14 protein-coding genes are annotated in these 25,974 nt (G+C 68.6%); 5 read left to right on the plus strand and 9 right to left on the minus strand.

Translation table 11 applies throughout. The features are described from left to right. Positions 1–25 precede the first annotated feature (25 nt). The 3 genes from serA to hisI form a co-directional block, all read right to left on the minus strand. Complete coding sequence (serA, locus tag G6O54_RS01840) at positions 26–1,657, minus strand: phosphoglycerate dehydrogenase (RefSeq protein WP_165219570.1); 1,632 nt, start codon at positions 1,655–1,657, stop codon at positions 26–28. An 80-nt stretch (positions 1,658–1,737) separates the two neighbouring features. After that, positions 1,738–2,895, minus strand: coding sequence for a pyridoxal-phosphate-dependent aminotransferase family protein (locus G6O54_RS01845; protein ID WP_165219572.1), 1,158 nt, complete (start codon positions 2,893–2,895; stop codon positions 1,738–1,740). Positions 2,896–3,013: 118 nt separating this feature from the next. Then, the gene (hisI, locus tag G6O54_RS01850; protein WP_250846670.1) at positions 3,014–3,475 is read right to left on the minus strand and encodes a phosphoribosyl-AMP cyclohydrolase; all 462 of its coding nucleotides are present in this window, start codon (positions 3,473–3,475) and stop codon (positions 3,014–3,016) included. Between the two features lie 216 nt (positions 3,476–3,691). On the opposite strand from hisI, the gene G6O54_RS01855 reads away from it, so the two are divergent. Continuing rightward, positions 3,692–4,882: a metallophosphoesterase gene (locus G6O54_RS01855; RefSeq protein WP_165219574.1), complete on the plus strand. Its 1,191-nt coding sequence runs from the start codon at positions 3,692–3,694 to the stop codon at positions 4,880–4,882. Positions 4,883–4,912: 30 nt separating this feature from the next. On the opposite strand, the gene dacB is transcribed toward G6O54_RS01855, so the two are convergent. Further along, positions 4,913–6,694, minus strand: coding sequence for a D-alanyl-D-alanine carboxypeptidase/D-alanyl-D-alanine endopeptidase (dacB, locus tag G6O54_RS01860; protein WP_250846671.1), 1,782 nt, complete (start codon positions 6,692–6,694; stop codon positions 4,913–4,915). Positions 6,695–6,979: 285 nt separating this feature from the next. Further along, complete coding sequence (locus G6O54_RS01865; RefSeq protein ID WP_165219576.1) at positions 6,980–7,255, minus strand: hypothetical protein; 276 nt, start codon at positions 7,253–7,255, stop codon at positions 6,980–6,982. 783 nt (positions 7,256–8,038) lie between these two features. Here G6O54_RS01865 and G6O54_RS01870 point away from each other — a divergent pair. From G6O54_RS01870 to G6O54_RS01885, 4 genes are all read left to right on the plus strand, one after another. Further along, positions 8,039–8,602, plus strand: a complete 564-nt coding sequence (locus G6O54_RS01870; RefSeq protein ID WP_205678645.1) for a hypothetical protein — start codon at positions 8,039–8,041, stop codon at positions 8,600–8,602. Positions 8,603–8,823: 221 nt separating this feature from the next. Then, complete coding sequence (locus G6O54_RS01875; RefSeq protein ID WP_165219578.1) at positions 8,824–12,366, plus strand: serine/threonine-protein kinase; 3,543 nt, start codon at positions 8,824–8,826, stop codon at positions 12,364–12,366. Between the two features lie 57 nt (positions 12,367–12,423). Continuing rightward, positions 12,424–18,336: an FG-GAP repeat domain-containing protein gene (locus G6O54_RS01880; protein WP_165219580.1), complete on the plus strand. Its 5,913-nt coding sequence runs from the start codon at positions 12,424–12,426 to the stop codon at positions 18,334–18,336. Positions 18,337–18,340: 4 nt separating this feature from the next. Continuing rightward, positions 18,341–18,946, plus strand: a complete 606-nt coding sequence (locus tag G6O54_RS01885; RefSeq protein ID WP_165219582.1) for an RNA polymerase sigma factor — start codon at positions 18,341–18,343, stop codon at positions 18,944–18,946. Positions 18,947–19,203: 257 nt separating this feature from the next. Here the strand turns inward: G6O54_RS01885 and G6O54_RS37695 are convergent, their stop codons facing one another. The 4 genes from G6O54_RS37695 to G6O54_RS01905 all read right to left on the minus strand — a co-directional run bounded on the left by G6O54_RS37695 (position 19,204) and on the right by G6O54_RS01905 (position 25,839). Further along, the gene (locus G6O54_RS37695) at positions 19,204–22,596 is read right to left on the minus strand and encodes a hypothetical protein (protein WP_250846672.1); all 3,393 of its coding nucleotides are present in this window, start codon (positions 22,594–22,596) and stop codon (positions 19,204–19,206) included. Positions 22,597–22,681: 85 nt separating this feature from the next. Further along, positions 22,682–24,247, minus strand: coding sequence for a B12-binding domain-containing radical SAM protein (locus G6O54_RS01895; RefSeq protein ID WP_165219584.1), 1,566 nt, complete (start codon positions 24,245–24,247; stop codon positions 22,682–22,684). Between the two features lie 94 nt (positions 24,248–24,341). Next, positions 24,342–24,785: a hypothetical protein gene (locus G6O54_RS01900; RefSeq protein WP_165219586.1), complete on the minus strand. Its 444-nt coding sequence runs from the start codon at positions 24,783–24,785 to the stop codon at positions 24,342–24,344. A 19-nt stretch (positions 24,786–24,804) separates the two neighbouring features. Continuing rightward, a complete protein-coding gene (locus G6O54_RS01905) occupies positions 24,805–25,839 on the minus strand; it encodes a DUF1559 domain-containing protein (protein WP_165219588.1) in 1,035 nt (344 codons plus the stop codon). Positions 25,840–25,974 lie beyond the last annotated feature (135 nt).

Genomic DNA, 25,974 nt, shown 5'->3' on the forward strand with positions numbered 1-25,974 from the left:
GTCCTCGGAGGCGTTGTTGTCGCGATCAGATCTGGAGCCACGAGGGGAGCACCCCTCGTTCCGGCAACTTGATGACGCTGGAGCTGAGGACGTTGGCGTTTTCGCCGAGCGCGGTGAGGGCCTCGGGCGGCGGCACGCTGTCCAGGTTGACGACGCCGATGGCCTCGCCGCCGGGGGCCTCGCGGCCGACATTCATCTGGGCGATGTTCACGCCGTGGTCGCCCATGGTCCGGCCGATGAAGCCGATCAGGCCCGGCTTGTCCAGGTGCGTGAAGACCAGGAGCGTGCCGTCCATGTGGGCGTCCAGCAGGTAAGAGCCCAGCCGGACCAGCCGGATGAACTGCTTGCCGAAGAGGGTGCCGGCGGCGACGTAGGTCTTCCGCTCGGTGGTGACCTCGGACTGGACCATCGTGCCGAAGTCGCCGGGGGCCTCGGCCGACCGCTCCTCGATCTCGATCCCGCGCGCCCGGGCCAGCGACATCGCGTTGACCAGGTTGACCGGCTCGTCGAGCGCGGCTTCCATCAGGCCGGCGGCGAAGCTGGCGGTGATCAGCCTGGTATTTCGGGCCGCGACTTCACCACGATAGATGAGCCGGGCGTTCTTGATGGCGCCGCGGTCCATCTGGGCGTGGAGCATGCCCAGCCGCCAGGCGAGATCCAGGTAGAGCTTCACCTCCTGGAGCTCCGCGCGGTCCAGGGCCGGCATGTTGACGGCGAATCGGACCTGCCCGCGCTTGAGGAAGTTGCAGAGGAGCTGCGCGGCTTCCACCGCCACCGAGACCTGGGCCTCCTCCGTGGAGGCGCCCAGGTGAGGCGTGACCACGATCTTCGGGTGCTTGATGACCGGCAGGTCCGAGGGCGGCGGCTCCGGGTCGAAGACGTCGATCGCGGCGCCGGCGACCTTGCCGGCGTCGAGGGCCGCGACGAGGGCCGACTCGTCGATCAGGCCGCCGCGGGCGCAGTTGATGATCCGCGCGGTGGGCTTCATCGCGGCCAGGGCCTTGGCGTCGATGATGTTCCGCGTCTCCGGCGTGAGCGGGGTGTGGACGCTGATGAAGTCGCAGCGGGGCCAGATCTCGTCGAGTTGCAGGCTCTCGATCCCGTGCTCCAGCGCCTTCTCGGCGGAGAGGAGCGGGTCGTAGCCGACGACGGTCATGCCGAAGCCCTGGGCCCGATGGGCGACGGCCAGGCCCACGCGGCCGAGGCCGACGACGCCGAGCGTCTTGCCCTCGAGCTGCGTGCCGGTGAAGGTGTTGCGGTCCCATTTGCCCGACTTCAGGCTGTCGTTGGCGCGGGGCACGTTGCGCGCCAGCGAGAGCATCAGGGCCATGGTGTGCTCGGCGGTGGAGATCGTGTTCCCGCCGGGCGTGTTCATGACCACGATGCCCTGCCTGGTGGCGGCGGGGACGTCGATGTTGTCCACGCCCACGCCCGCCCGGACGATGGCCTTGAGACGAGGCTGGCCGTCGAGGACGTCGGCCGTGAGCGTGGTGCCGGACCGGATCGCGATCCCGTCGGCCTCGTGGAGCGCCCGCTTCAGGGCCGCGGGGTCCTTGGCGAGCTTGGTATCGACGACGACCTCCACCCCGGGCTCGGCCTTGAGGATGGCGAGCCCTTCCTCCGCCAGCTTGTCCGTCACCAGCACGCGATGCGTCACGTTCGAGGCTCCCTCTATCTGTCCCTGTTCCGGTTCGATCCCGCAGGGTTGTTCATCCGCCGATCACGACGATGCGGGGCTCAGCTCACGCCGGCGGCGGCTCGCTGCCCGATCAGGACCTGCTGGGCGGCGGTGACGGCGCGGCCGGGCTCGACGTCGCGGCCGAGCTCGGCGAGGACCAGCTCGAGGGCGGCCAGCGTGGTGATCACGTCCATCTCGTCGGTGTAGCCCATGTGGCCGATCCGGACGATCTTGCCCTTGAGCTTGTCCTGGCCGCCGACGGTCATGATCCCGAACCGCTCCGCCAGCTTGTTGCGGATGTCCGAGTCCTTGAGCCCGGCCGGGACGCGGAAGGCCGTCAGGCCCTCGGCCGGCCGGCTGCTGAACAGGTCCAGCCCGAGCGCGACGACCCCGGCCTGGCAGGCCTCGCTCATCCTTCGGTGCCGCTCCCAGATCGCGTCCATGCCCTCGGCCCGGATCCGCCGGAGGGCCGTGCGGAGGGCCAGGATCAGGGTGTGGGCCGGCGTGTACGGCGTGTCGAACTCCTTCGCCTTCTTCTTCGCGGCCTTGAGGTTGAAGTAGAAGCTGTGCGAGCTGAAGGAGTCGATCTTCTCCCAGGCCTTCGGGCTGACCGACACGAATGCCAGGCCCGGCGGGAGCATGAGCGCCTTCTGAGACCCGGCGCAGAGCACGTCGATCCCCCACTCGTCGGTCCGGCACTCCATCGCGCCGACGCCCGAGATGCCGTCCACGATGAAGACGGCGGGGCTATCCGCCACCACGCGACCGATGGCCTCGATCGGGTGGCCGGTGCCGGTGGAGGTCTCGCTGAGCGTCCCCATCACGGCCACGGTATCCGGGTTCTCGCGGAGGGCGTTCGCGACCGCGTCCGGATCGACCGCCTGGCCCCATTCGACGTCCAGGGTCACGGCGTTGATGCCGAACGCCTTGCAGATATTCGCCCACCGGGCGGCGAAGTAGCCCGCGTTGATGACCAGGGCCTTGGCCCCCGGCGGCACCGTGTTCACGGCGGCCGCCTCCATGGCGCCGGTGCCGGAGGACGTCAGGATCATGACGTCGTTCTTCGTCTGGAAGACCTCCTTGAGGCCCTCAGACACCTCGACGATCACGTCCTTGGCCTCGGCCGAGCGGTGATGGATCACCGGCCGGGCCAGCTCCAGGAGCACATCCTCGGGGACCATCGCCGGTCCGGGGGTCATGAGTCGCGGCTTACGCATCGGGGTTTCCTCGTTGGATGAATGTCGTCATGGGAATCGTCCGGCGGCCCGTCTGGGGCCGGCCGTGACCGTCATCGGAGTGGTTCGTTCGAGGGCCTGATGGGATCCCTCGGGGGTGTCAGGCCGGGGAAGAGACGTCCCGAGGCGTCGTCCGCCGGTCCGGCGGGGAGTCTGTCCCCTCGCCATAGACGTTCCGGGAGTCGAAGACCGGCTCCTCGGTGTTCTCCAACTCCCCGTGCTCGTTGACGCGCCGGAAGAAGCAGGTCCGATAGCCCTCGTGGCAGGCCCCGCCGACCTGCCGGACGGAGACCAAAAGCACGTCCGCGTCGCAGTCCACTCGGATCGACTCTACGGCCTGGACGTGGCCGGATGTTTCCCCTTTCCGCCAGAGGGACTTCCGCGATCGAGAGTAGAAATGCGTGACGCCGAGCTCGAACGTCTTCCGCACCGACTCCTCGTTCATCCAGGCCATCATCAGGACCTCTCCCGACCGGGCATCCCGGACGATGGCTGGAATCAGGCCGTCGGCGTTCCAGCGGAGCGAGGACAGGAAAGGCAGGGTCTCAACGTCGGCCGGCACGTTCGTCTCTTTCCGAGTGAACAAATGGGCAAGTCGCCCGGGGTATCGAGGAACACGAATGTATCAACTTGCGTTTCTCGCCTGCAACCGGAGGTTGGCGCCGGCGCCGACGGTGTGCCCTCTGGACCACACCCCCGTTGTATACGGTTGACGTCGTGTCGGCGTCTGGTTCAAACTTGGGGCCCCGGGGACAGGCTATGGGCGGGGGGAGGCTTGATGCTCGGCTGGCTGGCGATCTGCATCGGGACGGTGATCGGCGGGCTCACCTTGCTGGTGCTGGCAATCAACATCGTGTTCGGGATGGGCTGGAAGACCGGGCGGATGGAGCACGTCGCGCTCCTTTCGGGGGGGCTCGTCGGGCTCGTCGGGCTCGATCTCCTCCGGCGATGGTGGCTCGTACCGGTCGGTGCATGGCCCTGGTGGTTGCAGGCCGTGGCGGGGGTGTGCTGCCTGGTCGCGTTCGTGGGGCTTCCCCTGGCGACCTGGGCCCGCTGGAATCGACGGCAACCGGAAGGCATCGAGCGGGCCGACATGGTCGTCGACCTGGCCGCCGACGGCGGGCGAGGTCGCTTCATCGGCGATGGCCCGCATCACTGGTTGCTCTCGGTCCCGGGGAATGAGGCCCTCGACCTGGTGGTCCACCGCTGGACGGCCCGCGTGCCGGCTCTCCCCCCGGAGCTCGACGGCCTGTCGATCCTGCACCTGACCGATCTGCATTTCTCGCCGGCCTATGACCGGCGCTTCTTCGAAGCGGTCTTCACCGCCGCCGCCGCGGAGCCCGCCGACCTGGTCCTGGTCACGGGCGACCTGATCGACGATCCGGCCTGCGTCGAATGGATTGCGCCCTTGCTCTCGAAGCTGACGGCCCCGTTCGGCCGGTACGCCATCCTCGGCAATCACGACCACAATCACCACACCGAGACGATCGCCGCGGCGGTCCGCGCGTCGGGCTATCTCGTCCTGGATGGCGACGTCGCCGTGGCGCAGCTCCTGGGCAAGACCGTGGCGATCGGCGGCACGTGCGCCCCGTGGGGACCGTACGTTTCGGAGTCCGAGCTCTCTCGACAACCCGCCGACTTCCGCCTCCTCCTGAGCCACACTCCGGACATGGTCTATCGGGCCGCGAGGCAGGGCTGGGACCTGGTCCTCAGCGGCCACAATCACGGCGGCCAGGTGGTCATCCCCGGCTTCGGCCCCGTCCTCATGCCGAGCCTCTACAGTCGCCGTTTCGAGCAGGGGTTCTATAGGATCGGCCGCACCTTGCTGTACGTGAGCCGCGGGATTGGTGCCAAGCACCCGATCCGCATCGGCTGCCCGCCGGAACTGGCCCACTTCACCCTCAGGGCGGGGGGCTCGCCTCGCGTCGAGCCGGCGCCGACGAGCGTCGCCAGCGTCGTGACCCCCTGAACCGCAACGCTGCGTGCGTCCCACGAACGCTCATCGCGCCCCGCCGGCGGGTTTCTCCGGGGAGGCGGCCGGGGGTTTCGAGGGAGGATCCTCGGCCGGGGTGTCGCTCGTATAGAGGACCTCGCAGAGCTTGCCCAGCAGTCGGCCGGCCTCGGCGGTGGCGTCGGACACGGCGCGGCCGGGGCGGGGGGCGTCCAGCTTGACGTTATTGAGGAAGAGGGCCAGGATCAGGGGCCGCCCGGAGGCGGTTTCCATGTAGCCGGCAAGGGCCTTGCTGGTCAGCACGGCCTTGCCGGTGAGTTCGTCCTCCACCCAGTAGGTGCCGGTCTTGGCATGGGCATGCCCCCGCGCGGGGCTGTCGGGAGGGACGGCCCGGGCGAGGGTCCCGTCTCGGCCGAGGATCGGCAGCGCGGCGTCGAAGTCGGCGAAGTCGCTGCGGGCCGTCATGGACTTGAGGAGCGCCGCGGTGGATCGGGGGGTGACCAGATCCGCACGAGAACCCCCCGCCCCGCCGCCGAAGGAGATCGTGTCCAGGTCGAGCCCCAGCTCCTTGAGCCGCTCCCCCTGTCTCCGGAGTCCCGCGCTCAGCGACTTCTCGCCGTGGCGAGCGGCGAGGAGCATCGGCAAGGTGCTGGCGTGGAGGTTGTGGCTGACCTTGAGGATGACCTTGAGCGACTCTCGGAACGGAGGTGAGGTGTATTCGGCCACCTTGGGCCGCTTGAGCAGCGCCTCCGAATCGGGCAGCGACGCGACGGAGTTGGTCCCCTGGGGTGAGGCCTCGGTGTTGACGCCGTGCCGGCGGAGGGCCTCGAGGAACAGGGCGCGGGCGAAGGAGGCGGGGTCATCCACCTCGTGGGAGAGGACCAGACGGGGATGGTCCACGGCGATTCGACCCCGAATGATCAGCCGACGCGGCCCCGCCGGGCGAATCTCCACCTTCGTCCCCTGGTCGGCGGCGGTCGTCTCCACCTGGGCATCCGCCGCGATGTAGCTGGTGACCGGGATCAGCGCCACGGAAGCCGGATCCCCGGGGGCCTTGCCGGGGTGGACGATCACGTCCACGAGGTTGTCGTTGATCATGATCGGGCTCAATCGGCGCGGACCGCTGCCGGTGTTCTCCGACGCTTCAAAGAGGCGGTCGTCGATCACGACGTCTCCCGTGACCCGCTTCACGCCCGCGGTGCGGACCTCGCCGGCCAGGTGATCGAGGCCCGCGACCGGATCGGCGGCCACCACATCGGCACGCGGGTTCCCCCCCGCATAGATGTGGTCGTCGTCCTTGAACTGCAGGGCCCCGTCCGCCCCCATCCGCCCCCCCATATTCGGGTCACCCCGGGCGATCAGGACGAGGTCACCGGAGAGGACGCCAGCGGCATCGACGTCTCCGGTCCGCACGACGGGCGTCTGGAAGCGGTAGTCCGGACCGAGCTCCGCCAGGGCCGCGGCGGCGCTGAACAGTTTCGTCACCGAGGCCGGGGTGAACATCTCGTCGGCATTTCGCTCGTAGACGCTCTTGCCGGTCCGACCGTCCAGGACCAGGATTCCCCATCTCCCGTTACGATAGCCGGGCGTCCTCAGGACCTCCTCGATCCGCCGCTCCAGGAGGGGGGCGTTCGGGATCGGGCTCGTCGAGGAGCCGGCACGACCGTCGTCCGCACGGGCGACCGTCGGCATGACGAGGAGCGGCCTCGCCAATGCAGCCACGACGAGGGAGGCTGCGACAGCCCGGAGCCGGACCTGAAGCCTCACCCGGACGCACGTTTCGGCCCGCAGGCGAGATGCCGCCGCGAACCGCACGGCATGGTGTACCATGACTGTGAGCTCCTCTCCGAATCGGGCGCCTGAACGGCTGACGGTGCCAGGAGACGGCCCTACCCGCGACGCCGCCCCACGCCGGGTATGACTCCGGCCGGCCCGGGGCAAGAGGAGTATATCGCGAAGTCGCCTTCGCGGAGAATCAGGTTGAGACCACCGCCCGAATGGGAGGGAGAAAAGAAGCTTGGACGGGAACCGGTCGATGTGGCCGGCAGGACGGGGCTCGCGGCACTCGGGTTCGAGCCGGGTGCTGCGGGACCGAAGCGGGGCCCTGGCGAAGGCTCAGCGGACGAGTTGCAAGCAGGTCGCCGCGAGAAAGCCATTGAGCATGCGGCGCCCGATCGCCATGACCGGACTACCATGGCAAGCATTCTCACCCAGGTCTTCCAGCCAGCCTCGGTCGGGGACGAGATCGGCCTGGGCCTCGACGATCACCATATCCCTGGGCCGCCCGCGGGGGGCAACCTGCAGGACCAGACGCGGTGCTTCATCCGTCATCCCTGATGGCTCGACCCAGGAGTCGATAATCGCACCGTTGACAATCATTTCTGATTCCATCCCACCCTCTCCTCAATCTCGACTCACGATTCGAGACCGTGAACGCGTGTGTGATTGAATCCGCTCCAGTCCTACCTTTGATTGTGTACATCCATCATAGTAGGTCGAGGCGGCGTGTCAAGTCGGGATCACGTCTTTTTTCGAGCCTACTTCAGACCTAGCACAGGGACGGCCTCGAGACTCCGAAGTGCGGGGGGGCCACGAGAAAATTCGAGGACGGATCTCGTTTCGTGACCGGAAAAGGGGAAATTTCGCCTCCCGGGTTCATCCTCCTCCCCATGCGGACGATTTCAATCCGCACCCCAGATCGGTTGAGGAATTGTCGAAGGAGGACGCGGCGAGAGCCGATCGATGACCGGGATCTCGCGAGCCGATGCGATGCGGGTTGACCGCAAAGGTGGAGTCTACTGTTAATTTTATCAGAAATCCGCTTGTCTCGCGAATGATACTAGCGAGATCAGGCAGACGACGCAAGTATGCAGGAATAGAAAAACCGAATTCCAGGACCGAGCCGGATCCGGCTGATATCCGTCATGCAGTTTGTGTGCCGAAGCGTGAGTGAATTGTCCGGCCAGTGGCCGCATTCGGGATGAATCGCGGTAGCAGGAGCGTCCGGACGGGACCGAAATCGATGACGATTTGATCGTGTCTGGATGAGTAATGGGGGAGTGGAAGGAGTCACGAGTCGGTATTTCACGGCTGGCCCCGCGCGGGGCCGGCGGATATGATGGGAGGCCCTCCCCGCGTCCGCTCTGACTCCCCCCATTCCGGAGGAATACTGCCATGGAACCGACCGCGTCCGTCCCCGGGGCCGGCGGCCTGGGTGAGCTGCGGATCGACAGTTTGCGCCGCTCGGTCGAGATCTACCTGGGGATCGCCTATCCGTCGGGGAACCTGCCGGAATTGATCCGGCGACGGCTGGCCTGGCCGGAGGGCTCGTTCACGGAGTCGACCCTGTCGAGGCCGCCGTTCGAGCGGGCGGGCCGGGCGGCCGACGGGAGCACGAACGTTTACGCCTTGCGGCTGGGGAATGCACGCTATCCACACATGAAGCTGCAGATCCAGCCCTGGCCCAACGAGGCCGGCTTCCTGCTCTCGGTGAATACCCACGACCAGGTCGCCGGGCTCGATGTTGGCGCGGCCGACGTGCAAGCCTTCCGCGACCTCCAGGCGGAGAATCAGAGGCTGAAGGAAGCGATCGAGGCGGCCTGGGAAGCGGCCGGCCTGCCGACCTTCCTCCAGTATCTTCGCGCGTACATCCAGAGTCATGCCGAGAGCCCGGAGGTCGACGATTCGACCCCGAGCACCGGGCGTGATGCCACGGACACAGCCGGCCATCCGGCCTGATCGGTGTTCGTGGGGATTTCTGGGGACGGCGTTCCGACCCTCAGATCCGTTGAGAGGGGATTGTCGGCCTGCGGATCCCCCTGGTTTCCGGTCGGGTCCTTCCCGGAAGATACCTATTTTCTCACAAGCCTCGTGTAATTTCTGCCCGGGAGATCGGGTATATAGGGTGTTCACCTCGATGGATTGGTCTCGGCATATCTCCATTATCGAGTTGTACATCCATGCAGAAGGCGAGCTGCCCAAGGGGCGACGAGCTCCGGGAGATGATCGAGGGCCGGCTCGGGAGGGCCCGCCAGGAAGCGATCGAGGCGCACGTGGAGGCCTGCGAGGCGTGCCAGGAGAGCCTTGAAAGGCTGACCAGCGGGCGACGATGGAGTCTCGCCGGTCGGACGACCGAGAGAGTCGCCGACGACTCGATCGCGACCGGTTCCTTCGACGGCGGTAGGCCGACCAGCGAGGCGGATCTCGAAGCGACCGAGCCGCAGGCGGGGGAGACCCAGGAGGATGCGACGAGCCCGGGCCCGGGCCCGGGCCCGGGCCCGGTCCTCGGACCGGCCGGCTGCGGCGAACCGCGGTGGCCGAGGCTACCGGGCTACGAGCTGCGGAATAAGCTGGGCGAAGGGGGGATGGGCGTGGTCTACTTGGCACGCCAGGTGGGCCTCAACCGCGACGTCGCCATCAAGATGATCCGGGGGGGCGGCCAGGCCCGTCCCGAGCACTTCGCCCGCTTTCGGATCGAGGCGGAGGCCGTGGCCCAGCTTCGCCATCGGCATATCGTCCAGATCCACGACATCGGGGAAGCGGACGGCCTGCCGTTCGTCTCGCTGGAGCTACTCTCCGGAGGAAGCCTGGACGACCGCCTGGGGGGCACGCCCCGGCCCGGCCTCGGGACCGCCGAGTTGATGATGACCCTGGCCGATGCCGTGCGGGTCGCCCACGAGGCGGGGATCGTCCACCGCGACCTGAAGCCCAGCAATATCCTCTTCGATCTTGACGGTGTCCCCAGGGTCACGGATTTCGGACTGGCCAAGCGCCTGGAATCGGACAGCAATCAGACCGAGAGCGGCGCGATCATGGGCTCCCCCTCGTACATGGCGCCGGAACAGGCCCGAGGACACACGAAGGATGTGGGGCCCGCGGTCGACGTCTATGCCCTCGGGGCCATCCTCTACGAGATGCTCACGGGCCGGCCTCCGTTCAAGGGCGAGACGGCCATCGAGACGGTCCGTCAGGTCGTCGAGGATGAGGTCATCCCGCCGTCCCGGCTCGTCCCGAAGGTCCCCCGCGACCTGGAGACGATCTGCCTGAAATGCCTGGAGAAGGACGCATCACGGCGATACGACTCGGCGAAGCTGCTCGGGGAGGACCTTGGCCGGTACGTCCGAGGCGAGCCGATCCGCGCTCGACGGACGTCCGTGCCCCTGCGCCTTGCCAAGTGGGCCCGCCGCCGCCCGGCCGTCGCCGCTCTGTTCCTCGTGGGCCTCACCTCGGCGGTGGGCCTCGGGAGCTGGGGCGTCATTCGCCGCGAGCAGCGGGTCGCCGAGCACCTGCGGGAGATGGATCGCAAGGTGTCGCTGACGGACCGGGGAAGCCACCTCAGGGATGCGGCCCGGGAAGCGACCTCTCCGGATGATCTCGGGCGCCTCCAGTCCGAACTCTCGGCGTTCATCGGCGAGCTCGGCGGAGACGCCGGCCGACTCGTCCCGGGCCTGAAGGACGACGTCGCGCGCTCCCTTGGCGATGTCGAGAGGAAGCAGGACCAGGAGCGGCAGAGACAGGTCCGGCGCGAGGCCGATGCGGGCGATCGTCGCCGGTACGACGAGTTTCGCCAGCTCCGCGCGCGGGCCCAGCTCAACGCCGGCGAATACACGCTCAACTCCGCGGGGGCGCGGTCGAATCTGCTCGAGCCGGTCCGCCGGGCCCTGGTCCTCTACGCCCGCGATCCCAAGGCCGGCGACGCGGCCTGGGACCTGGCGGCGCCCTTGCCGGATGCGCTCTCGGATGCGGAGAGGGCGTCCGTTCGGGGGGGCTGCTACGACCTGTTGCTGGCCCTGAGCCAGGGCCTGCCGCCGGCCGAGGGGCTGAAGGTTCTGGATCGCGCGGCGGCCCTGCATCCGGAGCCGACGGCCGCCTACCACCTCCGCCGCGCCGATTGCCTGGCGGGGCTCGGCGACCGGGAAGGGAGCCGCCGCGAGCAGGAACTGGCCGCGCAACGCCCCCCCGTCACCGCCCTGGATCACTTCCTGATCGGACGCGAGCGGCTGGTCGCGCGGCGCTGGGATGAGGCCGTGGACGCCCTGGAGAAGGCGGTCAGCCTCGACGCCGACCTGACGGCCTCGCACCTGCTCCTGGCTGTCTGCCACTTCGCCGCGCAGCCTCGTCGGCTGGGGGAGGCGCTGGGGAGCATCGACCGCGGGCTCAAGAGCCACCCGGACCTGGTGGGCCTCTATCTCCTCCGGGCCCTGATCCACGGCGAGCAGGGGAACCAGTTGCTCGGCCAGGCCGCCGATCGCTCGTCCGAGGCCCGCGGATCGCGCAGGCGGGCGACGGCCCTATTCGACGAGGCCGAGAAGGACTACCGCCAGGCCGACTCGCGGATCTCAAGCGACGACAGCCGCTATGTCCTGCTGGTCAATCGGGGCGGGATGCGGCTCCAGGCGGGGAAGCTCGACGCCTCGGCGGCCGACCTCAAGGCCGCCATCCGCCTGAGGCCGGGGCCGTACCAGGCCTACACGACGCTCGCCCAGTTGCACCGGGCGCAGGGGAAGCTCGACGAGTCGTCCCGCGACTTCTCGATGGCGATCGAGCGGGCGCCGGATTCCACCACTCGGCTGGCGCTCCACCGCACCCGCGCCCGACTGCACTCCGGGCGACGTGATGCCTCGCCCGGCCAGCGGGCCGAGGCGCTGAAGGACCTGGAAGATTCCATACGCCTCGGCCGCGGCGATCGTGCCGGCCTGGCCGAAGACCAGGTCGAGCGGGCTCGCCTCCTCTTCGCCTCGGGGCGGCCCTCGGAGTCGCTCGCGGCCGCGGAGGCCGCCGTCGAGCTGGCCCCGTCCCATCCGGAGGCCCACAACCTCCGGATCTCGTCGCTCTTGGCCCTGAGGCGTTACGACGCGGTCCTCGCCTCGTGCGACGCGTACCTCGCCCGCGAGCAGCCCACGCTCGACATCCTGGAAATTCGCGGCCTGGCTCGGTTCGCCCGGCGCGACTTCCCCGGCGCGATCTCCGACTGCACGCGGGCCGTCGAGCTCAGGTCGGATCTGGCGCCGGCGCCGCGGTCGCGGCTCCTCAATCAGCGCGGATGGGCGTACCACATGGCGGACGCGCCGCGGCTGGCGCTCGAGGACTTCGAGACGTCCCTGAAGCTCGTCGCGGGTCAGGCCGACGCCCACGCCGGTCGGGGCCTGGCGCGGGTCCGTCTGGGCGACTGGAAGGCCGCGGTGGCCGACGCCGAGGACGCCGTCCGCCTGGCGGGAGCTCCGACTCTTGGGGAAGGAGAGGACTCCATCGAAGTCCGCCGCCAGGCGCGATTCAACGCCGCGCGGATCTATGCCCAGGCGACCGAGCTGGCCGCCGCGGCCGTCGGCCGCGAGGGAGAGCGGGCCGTCCGGCTTTATCGCCAGTATCGCGTTCGGGCCCTCGATCACCTGGACAGGTCCCTGCAAGGCGTGCCCGCCGCCGAGCGGGCCGCACTCCTTTCCGATCCGGCACTTCAGCCGCTCCACCGCGGCCGGACCATGGCCGGTTCCGTCAATCGTTGAGACGTTGAAGATTCGCTCCGCTCTGACGATGCATCCCGTCCTGACCTGGAGACACCCATGAGTTTCGTGGGGCCGCGGACGGCTCAATCACGGCGTGCTCGGCGCGAGAGAGTCGTCCTTCTTGCTGGACGCAGGCGCAGACGCACGCCTCTTCGACTCGAGTGGCTCGAGGATCGAATCGCCCTCTCGACGTTCGCCGTCACCAGCGCGGACGATGCCGGGCCGGGCACGCTTCGCCAGGCGATCATCGAGGCCAACGCACGCCCCGGCGAGGAGAACACGATTCGATTCGAGATCGGCACAGGGGGACCAATCACGATCAGGGCCGCCGCACCGCTTCCGGTCCTCGCCGGCCGTGTCATCCTGGACGGGACCACCCAGCCGGGGTATGAGTCGACACCCCTGGTCACGATTCAGGATGCGACCCCGGACGGTCCGGGCACGCTCGTCGTCGGCTCGGAGCTCACGGTCCGGGGCGTTGCGATCGAGGGCTATGGCGTCCCCGCGGATTCAGCCGGCGCCGTCCTATCGCTTCAGGCCGACTCGGGCCAGCCCTCGCCGGCCGTGGCCACGTACCGGATCCACGTGCCTGGCGGAAGGAACCTGGCCACGGCGATGGAGGGGACCGGAGGAGCGGCCTCCCTTTCACTGCTCGGCGCCGATGGATCGGTCCTGATGACTTCGTCGGGGGCCCTGGGGACGGGCTCGACCGCGTCGCTGACGACCTACGTCGAGCCGGGGACCTATCTGCTCCGGGCGAGCTGGGCGGCCGGTGCGCAGGACGTGACGGTTCGGGCGACGCTCACCGCGTCGCAGCCCCCGAATCAGACGGTGTCCGTCGGCTCGGCTCCAGGACAAATCCTCTCCGCGGATTTCAACGGGGACGGCAGGCCCGACCTCGCGACGGCAAATGGCGATGCGACCGTCTCGATCCTGATCGGCAACGGCGACGGGACGTTCCAGCCGGCGCGGGACGTCGCAGTCCCCGCGAGTGCGACCGGAATCGCGGCGGGTGACTTCGACGGCGATGGGACGATCGATCTGGCCGTCACGTACAGCGCCTGGTTGTTTTCGGGTGTGGAGATTCTCCTCAATCGAGGCGATACCACTTTCCAGGTGGAGGATATCCGCGAGTATCCTTTTGACCCGAAGGCGATCGTCGCCGCGGACCTGAACGGCGATGGCGTGCTCGACCTGGCGACGATCAGCGGGTGGTTCCTGCAGGTCCGGTTCGGGAGAGGAGACGGGACCTTCGCCGACCCTCTTATTCTTCCGGTGAGTGGCTCTCGACTCGCGGTTTCGGACATGAATGAGGACGGCATGACGGATCTGGTGGCGGACAGCAACAACACCATCACCGTGTTGATCAACCGGGGTGATGGCGCGTTCTCGCCGCCGTGGACCGTGCCGGGCCCCATCGATGTCTCGAGTTTCGTGGTCGGCGACTTCAACGCCGACGGCCATCAAGACGTGGGGATCGCCGGCCGAGCCGGGTACGTTCAGCTTATCCTGAGAGCGGGCGACGGGACCTTTCGCGCGCCGGTGGTCGTCCGGACCGAGAGCCTGGTCAATCCCGAGGATCCGATTGGGATGACGGCGGGCGACTTCGACGGCGATGGTCTCCTGGACCTCGCCTGCGCACTCACGGATTCGAGCTCCGTGGTGGTCTTTCCGGGGCGAGGCGACGGGACCTTCCGGGATGCCGTGAGCACGGCCGCCGGGACGGGCCGATCGCTCGTCGCGGAGGATTTCAACGGGGACGGTCGGCTCGACCTGAGCGTCGCGAACTCGGATTCGAATGACGTTTCGGTGCTTCTCGGAAATGGCGACGATGGCTTCCAGGGGCCAATGACCAGCTCCGCCGAGGCCACCGCGATGACGTCGGGAGACTTCACGGGGGACGGCCGGCTCGACCTGGCCGTGATATCCGGGAGCCGCGCCCGGATCTCCATCCTCGTGGGTCGGGGGGACGGGACGTTCCGGGAGGGAGCTTCGATGCCGGCTGGCCAGAGTCCGCACGCCCTGGTCGCCCGCGATTTCAACAACGACGGCCGGCTCGACCTGGCTGTGATGAGCGACTCGTTGGTGATCTTCCTGGGCAATGGCGACGGGACGTTCCGGGAGGCGGGCACTTATCCGGTGGGGTCATTCAGCGAGCTCACCGCCGCGGACTTCAACGGGGATGGCGTCCCGGACGTCGCCGTGGCGACATTTCTGTCCGGCGTCACGATCCTCCTCGGAAAAGGGGACGGCACGTTCCGCATGGATCGCGCGTACTCTTCCATGATGTCCGGCGGTTGGGTCACCACTGGCGACTTCAACGGCGACGGCATCACGGACCTGGTGACGGTCCATGGCGATAAGAACGTCCTCGACGGGGTCAATCCGGCTCCGTACTTCGCGCTGGTCCTCCTCGGGCAGGGGGATGGGACGTTCCGCCTGGCGACAATCCTGAGCCGACTCGACCCTGGGCCGATCGCGTCCGGCGACCTGAACGGGGACGGGCGATCGGACCTGCTGATCTCCGATTCGAAGTCGGGCGAGACGGCGGTCTGGCTCAGCGATGGAGACGGGACTTTCCACCTCGGCGGGCGGCTCCCCGGCATCCAAATCCAGGGCGGCGAGAACGTCCGGGATCTCGACGGGGACGGCAGGCTGGACGTCATCGGCCTCTCGAGCTCGGGCGACCGACTGAGCGTTCTCAAGGGGAAGGGAGACGGGACGTTTCTCGTGGCCGCCGAGACCGCGGTCCAGGATGCCGCCGAGATTGCGATGGGCGACTTCGACGGCGACGGCCGGCTCGACATCGCAGTCGGAGCGGACCTCGTCCGGCCGGTCACGGTCCTGCTCGGCGAGGATGCTGGAATTGCCTCCCGGCCGAGTCGAGACGTCGATCCTCCCGCCGCGAGTCCCCTGCAAGTGGACGTGGACGGGGACGGCTCCATGGACCTGCTCGTGGTGGACGGGGCGGGCGAGATCATCCTCCGCCGCGGGATTCCCGGTCAGCCCGGCGGCTTCCAGTCGCCGGTCCTCGCGAACGCGGGCTATCCCGCGCGGGATCTGGCCTGGATCCCCCGGACCAACCAGGGCCCCATCGTGGCGGCGGCGGACCTCCAGGACGATGCGATCTCGCTCTACGTGTGGCGCGACGGGAGTCTCGCGCGGGTCGCGTCGCTCCCGTCCGGGCGGGGGCCGATGCAGGTGCTCGCCGCGGATCTGGGCGGCCGGGGCCTCGAGGACCTGGTCGTCCGAAACGCAGCCGGCGGAACGATACTCGTCTACCAAAACATGGCAGCGCTCGTCGGCCCCGGCCTCAGCCCTTTCTTGCTCGTGGCCAGCTTGAACAGCGGTGCCGGAGCCTCCGACGTTCGCGCGGCGGACCTTGACGGTGACGGCCGGCTCGACCTCGTGGTCACGAACGGCTCATCGGGACTCGTCGTCTACCGGAACCTCGGCGAGGGCCGCTTCGAGGCTCCCAGGCCCTATCGCGCCGGAAACGGCCTCTCCGTGGTCGATGCCTCCGCCGCGGTCGGGGTTACGGGCGCGGACGCGACGGCTGGTCTCGCGACGATCCGGCTGGCTCCCGGCGGACCGGCCGGGCTGGTCACCGTGAATCCCGGCACCAACACCCTTGGGGTCCTCGCGAGCTTGGGGGACGGTCGACTCGCCAACCCCTTTGTTATCCAGACAGACAGCCCCGCCCTGGTCGTCCGGGCGGGGGATTTCAATGCCGACGGAGTCTCGGACCTTGCGGTGCTTTCCGACCTGGGAGTGAGCCTCTATCTGGGCGACGGTCGAGGGGGGTTCCTGGCTCCGGTCGCGTATGATGCCGGGCCTTCGGCCGATGGCCTGACCCTGGCGGATGCCACCGGCGACGGAGTGACCGATTTGCTCATCGGCAACGCCTACGGCGACGTCCTGATCCTCGAAGGACAGGCAAGTGGGGCGTTCCGACCGTACCGCAAGGCCGATCAGGCGGTCGCCCTGGCGGCGGCGGACCTGGACGGCGACGGCAAGCCCGATTTCGTCTACGCCGACCAGGAGCTCGACCGCGTTAGCATCCAGTATTCCGACTCCACGGTGTCCATCCTCGGTGACCGGTCCGCGGGCCTGCTCGCGCCGGGGGCCGTAAAGCTCGCGGACGTCACCGGGGATCGCATCTCCGACCTGATCGTGGCCAACAGCGGCAGCAACAACATCCTGGTCTATCCTGGGCTGGGCGGTGGGCAGTTCGGGCAGGCGCTCAATGGCGGGCACGGGTTCTTCGCCGGGACGAATCCCTCGGCGCTCGAGGTGAAGGATATCAACGGCGACGCGGTCAAGGACCTGGTCGTGGCCAATGCGGGCTCGAACGATGTGTCCATCCTGCTGGGGAGCGGGACGGGCTCGAGCTGGACGCTGACGGCGGGCCCGCGGATCAAGACGGACGCCGGTCCCGCGGCGGTTGCGGTGGGGGATCTGAACGGCGACGGGGTGGCGGACCTGGCGGTGGCGAATCGGCAGGCGAACAACGTACAGGTCTTCCCGGGCGTGGGCAACGGGTACTTCAACGACCAGAGCTCGGCCGTGAAGACGTACGCGGTTGGCCAGGCGCCGGGCGGGCTCTTCCTGGGGAATTTCGACGGGGCGGGGACGGGGCTTGCAACGCTGGACACCGGCTCGAACACGATCACCTTGATCGACGCATCCGGCTCGACGCGGACGGTGGGCACCGGCGGCCTTGGCCCGGCGATCGGCTTCGCGGGGGATTTCCTGGGTAACGGGTTCACCGGCCTGGTGGTGGCGAACCGGGTCGACGGTCGGATGGCGCTGCTGCTGGGGGGAGTGGGGGGCCTGAGCCTGTCGCAAACGCTGACCAGCGCGTTCGCGCCGTCGCCGACGGGGCTGAGCTTCGGCGGTGTCTCCGGAGGCGTGCTGAGCTTCTACGCGAGCTCAGCCGGCCGCGAGTCGGCGACGCAACTGGCATTCCAAGTGCGGGCGGTCGGGGGCAATGCGTCCGATCTCGATGGGCCCGACGGCGGGTCGGACACGAACACGAGAGTGGTGCTCGAGTCGGCAACGACCGGGATCTTCCAGCAGGTCTCCGAGCTCCTTGGTGTGAATGGCTCGACCTCGAGCCTGGTTGCCTCGCTCCTGACGGTGACAGCGCTCCCCGGTGAATTTTCTGCCCGTGAGACATCACGCGGGGTTTCGTTGCTGGCGAGTATCGGGCCCGCATCCGGCCCGGGATATCCGGGCCAGGGAACGCCCGACGGTGAGGCTCCGCTCACGGCGGAAGGCGACGGAGATGTCAGGCCCCCGGAAGAAGGAGGGACGTCGCAGGCAGACTCACAGGTCGTGCATCTCTGGCAACGGCTGGTGGCGGGCCTGGACAGAGCCTGGGCACGGACGCGGGCGGATCTGCTCTCGCGGGAGGGACTCTCCGAGGAGGAACTTACCATCGCCACAGATGGCGTGATGGACGACGAAATGCCATCATTCGAGGCCCTCTCGCCCCTCCCGGGATCGGGCCAGGTCCTGACCGCCGCCGAGGAGTACCCCATCGTCGCGGTGTCGACTGAAGCGAGGCAGACCGCGACCGATGCGGCGATCGAGGCGTTGTTCGTGCCGGTTCCATCCGAGGCCAGCATGGAGCCGCCCGGGGCGATTGGGATCGGGACGAGAATCGAGGCAATGGCAGCGGGGGGGCCGCGGCTCGCCTCGCCGATCGCCACGGCCGTCCTGCTTGGCGCGGTCGTCGAGGCCGGCCGGCGCGGATTCGGGAGGAGACGATCCCCGACGTTCGGGGGGCGCACGCGACCTGGAATCAGGGCCCTGTTCGGAACATCGATCCATGGCTTCCATGAATCAATTGCCCGTGATAGAGTCGATGCTTCCGCGGGCCCTGCCCGGGTCCGTGCCGGCGGGGGCCAGGCTCTCTGTCGGTCTCGGACAGACGATGGAGGGCGTCTCTCGCGACCCGGAGGATGAGCCGATGTCGGTGGAGGATCCGGCCCACGACACTTCGGCGACCCTGATGATGCGGCTGAGTCGCGATCCCGCCGACGGCCGTGCCTGGGAGGAGTTCGTCCATCGCTACCGGCCCATGATCCGCGACTGGTGCCTGAAGCGGGGGGCACGTCCGGATGTCGCCGAGGATGTCGCGCAGGAAGTCCTGGTCAAGCTCCTCGGCGCCTTCAAGGGGTTCCGTTATGATCCGGCCAGGAGCTTCCGCGCCTGGCTCCGGACCGTGACGCGGAACGCCTGGAGCGACTTCGCCCGTCACCACCGCCCCGAATCCGCGGCGGATGGCGACGGCTTCGGCAAGCTGCTCGACTCCATGGCCGCGGCCGAGGACCTCGGGAGCCGGCTGGAAGACGCCTTCGACCGCGAGCTGGTCGACCTGGCGATGAGCCGCGTGGAGCGGCGGGTCAAGCCGCTGAACTGGCGGGCCTTTCGCCTGACCGCGATCGACGGCCTCGCCGGGGCCGAGGCGGCGAAGGAGCTGGAGATGACGGTGGCGCGAGTCTTCATCGCCAAGCACCGGGTCCAGAAGATGCTCGAGGAAGAGGTCCGAATCCTCGGCGGCGAATCCACCTGAGCGGCTCGGGGCAGGTCATTTGCGAGCGTGCCATCCCGCCCCGTGGCAGGCTCGGCGTGGAACCTGGACTCGTGCCATGGACAACGCGAGTGAGGGGAGCTCCTCAGAGCTGTCTCGGCTCCTATCGTCGCTCGTCCGCCCTACCCCGTGAACATCGACCGGAGGACGGCTCGGGTCCGAGGGGTTCGCCGCTGCGGCATCGCACGACCCTCGGCCACGCGGGCAACGCACCATGGCAGAGTCTCAAGCGCGTATTCTCAGGTCGAAGGCAGCTCCGCATCGAACTCGATCCGCTGGCCGCGGACCAGGCGATCGGATTCGATGCTCAGGCTCGGTGCGCTGCCGCCGGCGGGGACGTGGAACGTCCGCGATTCCCCGGGTGGCAGCCCCTTGAGCGACTCCGGTGCGCGCACGCCGTTCACGGCCGGGAAGGCGTCGTGGTAGATCGGCGCGACGCCTGAATTCGTGATCGTCACCTCCGATCGCGCCGACGAGGCCTCGAAGCGGGTGACGCGGAAATGGTAGCCGCACGCCATGCTCGCCTCGCGGATGCGGTCGGGCTTCTGGTGCCTCGGCTGGGCATCGCCGATCATGAAGGTCAGGTGGAACCGCGCGGCCTCGTGTTCGAATGACTCTCCGTGCGGGCCGTTCGGCGCCAGGGCCTCGTTCTGGTCCTTCCGCTCGTAGAAGCTGAACTCGCCGCCGGTCGGGGCGACCTTCCAGCGGTCGCGATTGAGGGCGTTCCAGTTCGGCTCGTTGACCTTCGCATGCCGGGCGTGGTTGAACGAGTCGTCGAAGACGCCGAAGGGGAGGGCGAGGAGCGCCTTGTCCTTCGCGTAGGGGGCCCATTCGCCGGCGGCGTCCACCGAGATCATCCAGGGCGTCTGGACGAATCGCTTGCCCAGGTGATTGGCGAACTCGCGCTGGTATTCCAGCGACGGGAAGGTCCGGCCCATCACCATCGGGCCGTCGTAGAGATGGTACTCGGCCCAGAGGCCGAAGCCGACCTCCAGGAAGGCCAGCCGCGGGTCGCGGTCGTACTTCGCGGCGAATCGGTCGAAGAACTCGAGCGTGAACCGGCGGAGCTCGGGATGGGACCAGTCGGGGAACCCCGTCGGCTTCCCTTCGCTCTTCGCCGTCCGCCCGCGATAATCCGCGAGCGCCTGGATATACGGCGGCACGCCCGACGGCTTGCCCACGTAAGTGTCCCGCCAGCGGAGCACGGCCTGGTGTCCGCGGCCGGCGACCCCGTCCAGGAATCGCTCGACGGCGGACCAGTCGTATTCCCCCTTCTCGCGGACGACCTCGTCGTAGCCGAAGTAGCGGAACTCGAGCTGGATGGGGGACGTCCTGGCGGCCTCGTTCGTGGACCAGAGGACGATCCCCGTCATCGGCTGGACGTGCGTGACCTTCGACTTCAACGGGATCGGGCGGAGCTCATCGTCGGCCGAGCGGGCGACGGCCTCGCAGGCGACGACCTTCTCGACGAGGTCGAGCGGCGTGTAGTAGTACTGGTTCGAGGCCTCGAAGCCGATCCGGGAGTCGGCCAGGGTCAGGTCGTACAACTCCCGCGCCAGTCGGGCCTCGTCGCGGGCGATGGCCGCCATCCGATCACGGCGGCCGGCGTCCCGGGCGATCACGAACCGGGCCTGGTTGGCCGACGAGGCGAAGTGCAGGCCCGCGGCCCGGGCGATCCGCAGGTCCTCCGCCGCGTGGTCGCCGGGGATCGCCTCGAGGCTGGCCAGGCCCTCCTTCCAGCCTTCGGCCACCTTGCCGAACTGGTCCGCGAGGATCTCGCGCGGATACGCCCCGCGCCAGCCGTCCAGGTGGTCATACGGGAAGCCGACCATCGTGGACCGGTAACCGGTCGGCCGGGCAAACAGGAGGTTCGCCGGCCCGTACTGCTGCGGACCCTGGTAGAGGACGGCCCCGTCGTACGGGAATTCCAGGAAGGCCCGGCTGAAGGCGCGCCACGCGGCGCGGGCCCTGGCGACATGCTCCGGACCGTAGCGTTCGGCGGCCAGGGCGTCGAGCACGCCGTCGGGGTTGGCACTCGGATCGCTCGCGAATCGCTGGGCGGCCTTGAGGTTGAGCGACGGGTAGCCGCCGAGCGTCCAGCTCATCATGGCTCCGTCCACCTTCGCCCGGGATAGCCCCGCGAGGTCCTCGGCGACAAGGTCCAGGACCGGCAGCGACGGCACCGACGAGAGTTCCCAGGTGTTGTTGAGCTGGAGCTTGGCCATCGTCTTCAGGCCGCGCGATCGCGCGCGGGCCCAGTACGCGAGGGCCCGCGGGCCGGGGCCGGGGACCGAGAGCGAGTATTCGCCGACCTGCCCCTTGATCCCGCCGCGCTCGTACGGCTGGGACCACTCGCTGACCGACATGTGCATCACGCCGGCCGGCAGCCGGTCGATCGCGTCGGAGTCCGGCCAGCCCCAGTCCCAGGCGATGACCTTCGCGTCCGGATTGCCGGCGTGGACGCCCCGCTCGATCGCGGCGTTCACCTCGCCGGCAATCTCCGCGAAGCGACGATCCTTGCACCGCGGGCATTGCTTCTGCTGGAAATGGGAGCCGCAGCTCGTCAGGTTCTCCGACCCTGTGATCGTGAAGACGCCGCCCAGGCCGGGGACCTCGCGGAAGACGTGGGCGAGCGCGGCGGTCATCCAGCCCAGGACGCGGCCGTCGCTCGTGCAGAGGGCGCGGAAGCCGCGCTCCGCCGGGCCGGCCATCTCGGGACGATTCGCGAAGAACGATTCCGGCATCGCCCGCGGCTCATTCATGTAGAGGTACACGTCGAGCCCGAATCGCTTCGCCCGCGCGACGAGGCCCCGGAGGTTCGCGAGCCGGCGCTCCCAACCGTCCCCGAATTCCGGGAACGCCGCTCCGCCGGGCGCGAGCTGCCGCAGGACGACGTGGATCCAGATGCCGTTGACACCGTTGTCCGCCAGGGCCGCGAGGAGGCCGTCGGGATAGGACTCGGTCGCGCCGTCGGCGAGCGAGTCGCCGTAGACGGCGCAGTACGAGTAGACATACCGCGGGCCCTCGGCCGGGTTGCGGACGATCGTACCCCGGGGTCCGTTCGAGGGCTTCGTCAGCCTCTCCAGGAAGCCGAATCGCGGCTCGCCACCCTTGCCTGGCCCGGCACCGAAGCGGTCGCGGACGAGCCGGGCGATCTCCTCGGCCCGGGCCCTTGCCGCGGCGTCCGGTTCCGTATACCGGACCGGCTCGCACCGCGGCTTGAGGCTGCCGAGCTTCTCGAAGAGGAAGTCATCCTCGCGAAGCGAGAAGGAGAGTTCCTCGGCGGACATCCCCACGAGCGCCGTCAACTGCTCGTACGGCAGCAGGTGCCAGTTCCGCCTCAGGAGCGTGATGTAGAACCGGCGGACGGGGACCGGCGGGATTCCTGGATCGGCCGGCAGCCCCATCGAGGTCGCCAGTGCCGTGGCCTGCTGCTCACGACATCCGAGCACCTCGGCGAGCTTCGCCGCCGGCACGAGCCCCCAGTTTCGCCAGATCACGGCGTGGAGCCGCGTCGGGAAATGGTCGAACGGGATGGGGTCTGGAGCATTTCCGGCCGGGAGTTCCGCGGCGGTCGCTCCGCTCCACCCGAGGAGCAAGCCGAGCAGGTAGCCCCATCTCAATCGTGGCATGATCCGGCGCCTCTTCGGTCGTGGTCTGTCCTTCGTCGATGACGATCGGCGCATCTTGATCGATGGGAGGTCCGGCGGCAACCGTCTACGAGTAGGTGTTGATCACCGCCGTCCGCCCCTCCGACATGCTCCGCGCCATCTGGTGGGCGTGGTACTGGAGGGCGGCCTTGACGACGGCGAGCCAGAGGACACCCGCATCCGGCCTGGCGCGGACGAGGCGGCCGATCCGGCGGAGATACTCGCGGCGGAGGTCGCGGTCGCGGACGGTGCCGCAGAGGCGGGCCAGCATCACCAGGCCCAGGACGAGCAGCGGGCCCTTCGCCCGCAGCCGGCTCAGCGGGTGGCGCCGCCAGTGACGGTTGGCGCCGCGGCTGAAGTCCATCCGGCCGTCGATGTAGAGGGCCTCCATCCGATCGAAATAGGCGGACGGGTCGTTGAGCGAGTCGAGGACCCGGATGAAGCCCTCTCGGAGCTGCTCCCGGCCGAGCTGCAAGGGGACGATGTTGGTGCCGAACTCGGCCTCGTTCTCGAGGTCAAGCCGCCCCTCCGCGGCCATCCGGTCGTGGAGCGGCGTCTTCGGGATCGCCGACAGCATGCCCAGCATGACGTTGATGATCCGCGCCTCCGTGACCAGCTCGATCTGGAGGTCGAAGACCGTCTCGTCGTCGTGGTCGAAGCCGAGGATCATCCCCCCCATCACCTCCATCCCGGCGTCCTGGATCCGCCGGATCCGCTCGGCGAGCGTGCCGACCGGCCGCACGTTCTGGTACTTCTTGGTCTCGCGGAGGGACGACTCGTTCGGGCTCTCGATCCCGACGAAGACGTTGACGATGTTCGCCTCCACCATCAGGGCCATCAGGTCGGGTTCCTCGGCCAGGTCCAGCGAGGCCTCCGTGAACAGGGTCAGGGGATAGCCGCGCCTCTCCTGCCAGGCGACGATCGCCTCCAGCACCGGCCGGATCGCCCGCTTGTTGCCGATCAGGTTGTCGTCGACGATGAACACCCCGCGGACGCCCTGGGCCCGCAGCGCATCCAGCTCCGCGAGCACCTGCACCGACGTCTTCAGCCGGGGCTTGCGGCCGAAGGTGACGATGATGTCGCAGAACTCGCACTGGAAGGGGCAGCCGCGGGAGATCTGGATGTTCCCGAAGAGGTAGTGCTTCATCGACAGGAGGTCGAACCGCGGCGTCGGCACGGTCGTCATGTCGGTCCGCTCGGCCTGCTCGTAGCGGGCGCGGTGATTCCCCGCGGCCCATTCGCGGAGGAAGAGCGGCCAGGTTGCGTCGGCCTCGCCGACGAAGATCACGTCGGCCTTGCCCTCGAAGTCTTCCTCCTTGACGGTCGCCCAGGGGCCGCCCACCACGATGAACGCGCCCCGCCGCTTGAGTTCGGAGAGGAGGTGCTGCATCCGGGCTCGCTGGACGACCATGCCCGTCAGGCCGACGATGTCGGCGCGGGCGCAGCGATCCAGGTCGATGGGCTCGATCCCCTCGTCGAGGAGCGTGACCGAGTGCTCCGGGGGCGTCAGCGCCGCGAGCAGGGGGAGGCTCGCGACCGGCATGTTGGCCCGCTTGCCGAGGATCGGCAGGGCGTGCTCCAGGCCCCAGTAGGAGACCTCGAATCGCGGATTGATCAGGACGATCTCGGCCATGGACGGAAGGCCCTCCGGTTCCGACTGCACGGCGTGAGACGTGCCCGGAGATCGTACCCGGAGCGTCCCGTGAGTGCCAGGTCCCTGACTTGGATCAATCGATCTCGATCGTGACCGCGCCTCCGGCGGCCGGCACCGTGGCCGACAGGCCGGAGGAGTTCTCGTCGAGATACTTGGCGGCGATCGTCGGCGCGGCGGCGGCCTTCTTGCGGGCCGTTTTGGTGGTCGCCGGAGGCTCGGCCGCCAGCTTGACCTTGTAGTCGCCCGGCGCGGCGCCGTCGAGGCCCAGGGATTCCGGCCGGAACGTCCCGTCCGCCTGGATCTGGCCGGACGCCTCGATGCCGCCGCTCTCGGCTGGGATCAGGAAGACGAACCCGGCGGTGAGCGGCTTACCGTCCTTATGGACGACCTTGCCCGCCACCGGGACCGTGGGGCGGCTCCCTCCGCCGCAGCCGGTCAAGACGGGCAGGGCCGCCGCCGCGGCCGCGAGATACCAGGTCCGCGCGGTGCCGCGACGGAGACGCCTCGAGACGTTCATGAATCGGCCTCGCCGGCGATCAGAGGCTGTCGGCACTGATCACCTCGCCGCCGGACCGCGTCCCCAGGGCCATCCAGGTGGCCAGGTTCACGGAGTTCTTGACGAAGTGGACGCTGCCGTCACAGAAGAGAGAATTGACGCCGCCCGGGTGCAGGCTCCGCGCCGTGATGTTGAGCGAGAGCTGGCTCCAGAGCGGGTCCGATCGGACGCTGTGGGGCAGGCCGCCGCGGCAGTCGAAATTCGCGTCGTTGGGCACCCGTCGGTGGTTGTACATGCTGTGCCCTGGCGCCCCGTAGAACCACTTGCTGCCGCGCGTCACCTGGAAGCCCGGCGGGGTGCTCGTCAGGCACAGGGTCGCATACGAGGCGTCGTCCGTGATCGGCGGGCCGCTCGTCGCGTTGTTGCCGGTGATGACGAAGCCGTTGAGCAGGACCTTGCTCCCCAGGGCAGGATTGGAGCGGAGCGTCTCGCTCACGCAGATCGTCGACGAGAGGCCGTCGGTGATCGACTGCGGTCCGACGTTCGAGTTCTCGTAGAAGACCCCGTCCGGCATGCCCGTCAGCGGGGCGGCGGGCGCCTGGACGACGCTGCAGGTGGTCCCGACGCTCACCAGGAAATTGTGCATCCCATACCCGGCCTGGGCCTGGGTGAGGTCGCCGTCGGTCGGGCAGAGGAACGAGCTGATGAAGATCCCGCCCCCCGTCGTGTTGGCCGGGTCGGAGTCCGGGGCGAGGCTGAAGTTGAAGGCGTTGTAGACCTGGGCCTGCTCCATGTAGGGGATCACCTGGGCGTAAGTCCCCCAGCAGTTCCCCCGGCCCGCGATGTGGGTGTTGATCCGCCCAGGCGGGAACCGGCCGATCGTCGACATGTAGTTATGAAGTCCGATCCCGATCTGCTTCAGGTTGTTGACGCACTGGGCGCGCCGGGCGGCCTCGCGGGCCGACTGCACGGCCGGGAGGAGGAGCGCAATCAGGACGGCGATGATCGCGATGACCACCAGCAGCTCGATCAGGGTGAATCCCCGCTCGGATCGATCTCGACGGCGAAGTTCCATGGAGCTCTCCCATGCCCGGCCGTCGTCGCGGCCGCTGGCAGACCTGGCGCCTTCTCCTGGGGTCGGATCTTAACAGAACCTTGGTTCCCGATTCAATCCTGTCATCCAGTGACAGGATCGTGTCGATCGAGGGTC

The organism is Aquisphaera insulae (assembly GCF_011064615.1).
Classification (GTDB): Bacteria; Planctomycetota; Planctomycetia; order Isosphaerales; family Isosphaeraceae; genus Aquisphaera; species Aquisphaera insulae.

Coding starts and splice junctions, on each gene's coding strand:
- G6O54_RS01845 (WP_165219572.1), bottom strand. CDS start 2,895: ATGCGTAAGCCGCGACTCATGACCCCCGGACCGGCGATGGTCCCCGAG.
- G6O54_RS01855 (WP_165219574.1), top strand. CDS start 3,692: ATGCTCGGCTGGCTGGCGATCTGCATCGGGACGGTGATCGGCGGGCTC.
- dacB (WP_250846671.1), bottom strand. CDS start 6,694: ATGGTACACCATGCCGTGCGGTTCGCGGCGGCATCTCGCCTGCGGGCC.
- G6O54_RS01865 (WP_165219576.1), bottom strand. CDS start 7,255: ATGGAATCAGAAATGATTGTCAACGGTGCGATTATCGACTCCTGGGTC.
- G6O54_RS01870 (WP_205678645.1), top strand. CDS start 8,039: ATGGAACCGACCGCGTCCGTCCCCGGGGCCGGCGGCCTGGGTGAGCTG.
- G6O54_RS01875 (WP_165219578.1), top strand. CDS start 8,824: ATGCAGAAGGCGAGCTGCCCAAGGGGCGACGAGCTCCGGGAGATGATC.
- G6O54_RS01880 (WP_165219580.1), top strand. CDS start 12,424: ATGAGTTTCGTGGGGCCGCGGACGGCTCAATCACGGCGTGCTCGGCGC.
- G6O54_RS01885 (WP_165219582.1), top strand. CDS start 18,341: ATGTCGGTGGAGGATCCGGCCCACGACACTTCGGCGACCCTGATGATG.
- G6O54_RS37695 (WP_250846672.1), bottom strand. CDS start 22,596: ATGCCACGATTGAGATGGGGCTACCTGCTCGGCTTGCTCCTCGGGTGG.
- G6O54_RS01895 (WP_165219584.1), bottom strand. CDS start 24,247: ATGGCCGAGATCGTCCTGATCAATCCGCGATTCGAGGTCTCCTACTGG.
- G6O54_RS01900 (WP_165219586.1), bottom strand. CDS start 24,785: ATGAACGTCTCGAGGCGTCTCCGTCGCGGCACCGCGCGGACCTGGTAT.
- G6O54_RS01905 (WP_165219588.1), bottom strand. CDS start 25,839: ATGGAACTTCGCCGTCGAGATCGATCCGAGCGGGGATTCACCCTGATC.